This is a genomic window from Streptomyces sp. NPDC005195, from assembly GCF_040608315.1.
GTDB classification, from domain to species: Bacteria; Actinomycetota; Actinomycetes; order Streptomycetales; family Streptomycetaceae; genus Streptomyces; species Streptomyces kaempferi.
Genome location: NZ_JBEXHZ010000242.1, coordinates 1 through 2475 on the forward strand (window position 1 = coordinate 1; position 2475 = coordinate 2475).

3 protein-coding genes are annotated in these 2475 nt (G+C 72.2%); 2 read left to right on the forward strand and 1 reads right to left on the reverse strand.

Annotated features, from left to right (window positions below):
- Together ABZV34_RS38520 and ABZV34_RS38525 are read left to right on the forward strand one after the other, a co-directional pair.
- Positions 1-750, forward strand: a 750-nt coding sequence (locus tag ABZV34_RS38520; protein WP_356287660.1) for a diacylglycerol kinase family protein, incomplete at its 5' end; no start/stop codon positions are given.
- Between the two features lie 214 nt (positions 751-964).
- Entirely contained in the window at positions 965-1486 is a 522-nt protein-coding gene (locus ABZV34_RS38525; protein WP_356287663.1) for a DinB family protein, read from the forward strand.
- Between the two features lie 10 nt (positions 1487-1496).
- Here the strand turns inward: ABZV34_RS38525 and ABZV34_RS38530 are convergent, their stop codons facing one another.
- Positions 1497-2276 carry a class I SAM-dependent methyltransferase gene (locus ABZV34_RS38530; RefSeq protein ID WP_356287665.1) on the reverse strand — a complete coding sequence of 260 codons (780 nt, stop codon included), beginning with the start codon at positions 2274-2276 and terminating at the stop codon, positions 1497-1499.
- Between the last annotated feature and the right edge of the window lie 199 nt (positions 2277-2475).

Sequence of the window (2475 nt, forward strand, 5' to 3'; positions counted from 1 at the left end):
GCGAAGGATCAGGGCGGGGCACTCGGCGCCTGCGGCGGCGACGGGACGATCAACGCCGCGACCGAGGTCGCCGCCCGGCTCGGTGTGCCGCTCGCGGTGTTCCCCGGCGGCACCTTCAACCACTTCGCCGTGGACCTGGGCAACCAGTCCCTTGAGGACGTCGTGGGTGCCGTACAGGCCGGCGAGGCGGTCGTCGCGGACCTCGGGCGGGCCCGCGTGCCGGGCGGACCGGAACAGGTGTTCCTCAACACCTTCAGCCTCGGTGTCTACTCGGAGCTGGTCGGCGCCCGCGAGAAGCTGGAGGAACGGATCGGGAAGTGGCCGGCGCTAGTGGTCGGCCTGGCCCGCGTCCTCGCCAAGGGCAGTCCCGTGAACGTCTCCGTCAACGGCCGCCCCAAGCGTCTGTGGCTGCTCTTCGCGGGCAACGGCATCTATCACCCCGCGGGGTTCGCGCCCACCTACCGGACCCAGCTGGACGACGGCCTGCTGGACGTCCGCGCCGTCGACGCCGGGACCCCGCTGGCCAGGACACGACTGCTGCTGGCGGTGCTGACCGGCACCCTGCACAACAGCCGGGTCCTCACCACCGCGCAGGTACGCAGCCTGCGCCTCGAAGCACTGCGCGGTGACCCGCAGTTCTCGTACGACGGCGAGGTCACCCGGGTCGCGGCCGGCCGGCTGGTGCTGGACAAGCTGACCCGGGCGGTGACGCTGTACCGGCCCGCGGAGAAGGACCAGTGGCTGCGCTGAGGCGCGCCCCGTGTCCTCCGGACGGGTGGGCCGGGATCGGTGGGTTTCCGCCGTCGGACACCCCGTCCCTCCGGGCATGGCCGGCCTCGGTCTCCGAGGTCCGGAAATACGGTGGCGGACACCCGGCCGGCGGGGGATGCTCTCGGGTATGGCCGACACCGCCTCCGCACAGTCCGGGAGCACCCAGCCCGACCGGAACTTCGGCTGGTGGGACATGTTCGTCCACCCCGACGACGATCCGCGCACCGACGGGGGATTCGTCGGGGAGCGGGACACCCTCGTCGGGTATCTCCGCGACCAGCGGCTGACGTTGGAGATGAAGTGCGCCGGTCTGGACGCCGAGGCGATGGCCCGGCGTTCGGTCGGGCCGTCGAACCTCTCCCTGCTCGGGCTGGTGCGCCACCTCTCCGGGGTCGAACAGACGTGGTTCCGCCGGGTGATGGCCGGTCAGGACGTGCCCCGGCACTACCGGTCCGAGGAGGAACCGAACGGCGACTTCGACGGCGCGCTGCCGGACGCCGACGTGGTCGCCGCGGCCTGGGCCACCTGGCGCTCCGAGGTGGCCTTCGCCGAACGGTTCGTCGACGAGGCCCGCGACTTCGACGTCACCGGGGCGAACGGCGACGAACCGATCTCGCTCCGCGAGGTGCTGGTGCACATGATCGAGGAGTACGCCCGGCACAACGGCCACGCGGACTTCCTGCGCGAGCGGATCGACGGCAAGGTCGGCCAGTGAGCGTCCCCGGTCAGCGGTCGCCGTCCGACGCCCGCCGCGTCAGCAGGAGTTCGTGCAGATAGCGCTTGGTGATCGACCCCGCGTGGCGCGTCTCGATCAGTTCCTCCACACACCCCAGCAGACCCCGGCGCGCGGGGGTGTCCAGCGCGCGGTGCCCGGAGTAGGTCAGCAGTACGTCGATGTACTCCCGCGTCGAGTAAGTGATTTCCTGTGCGAAGCGGTACGAGGTGACGTCGCCCCACCGCTCCAGCTCACCCGTGTCCGTGGCGACGTCCGCCTCGTCCGACGCCCGCAGTCCGGGCGGGGTGGCCGGGTCCCAGCGCTCGTAGCACGACTGGACCCGGGCGAAGAAGTCGGTGCTGCCGCCCGCGACATGGTGTGTCGTGACCAGCGCGAGGACTCCGTCCGGGCCGAGCGCCCGTGCCGCCTTGACCACCCGCACCGCCGGGTCGATCCAGTGGAACGCGGTGGCACACACCACGACGTCGAACGGATCGCGCGGCAGCGGCCACCGCTCGAACTCCGCCACCTCCACCCGCGCCCGGTGGAAGCCGCGCAGGTTGCGCCGGGCCACCGCCGCCAGCGCGGGACCCAGCTCCACCGCCGTCACGTCGCATCCCAGCCGCGCCAGCGGAACGGTGAGCTGCCCCGTTCCCGGCCCGATCTCCAGGACGCGGACACCGGGCCCGAGGCCCACCCGCCCGGCCAGCTCGTCCACCAGCGCCGTGGGATAGCGGGGGCGGGCCCGGTCGTACAGCTCCGCCGCCTCGTCGAACGTGTCCCGCAGCACCGTCACCCACCTCCACCTCCACCCGTCCGGCCACCAGCCTAGAGGCGGCACAGTCCGATTCCCCCGAGAGCGGAACGGCGATCCCTTTCCGTACGGCCCGGTGCTCCTACGCTGAAAGGGTGAGCAACCAAGCGCCGAACCACGCGCAGAACGACGCCCGTGTCATCCCGCTGCGCCCGGCCGCCGCGCCGGATCCGGC

Bases quoted from the DNA above. Each gene is read 5' to 3' on its own strand.
- ABZV34_RS38525 (WP_356287663.1), top strand. From the start codon at position 965: ATGTTCGTCCACCCCGACGACGATCCGCGCACCGACGGGGGATTCGTC.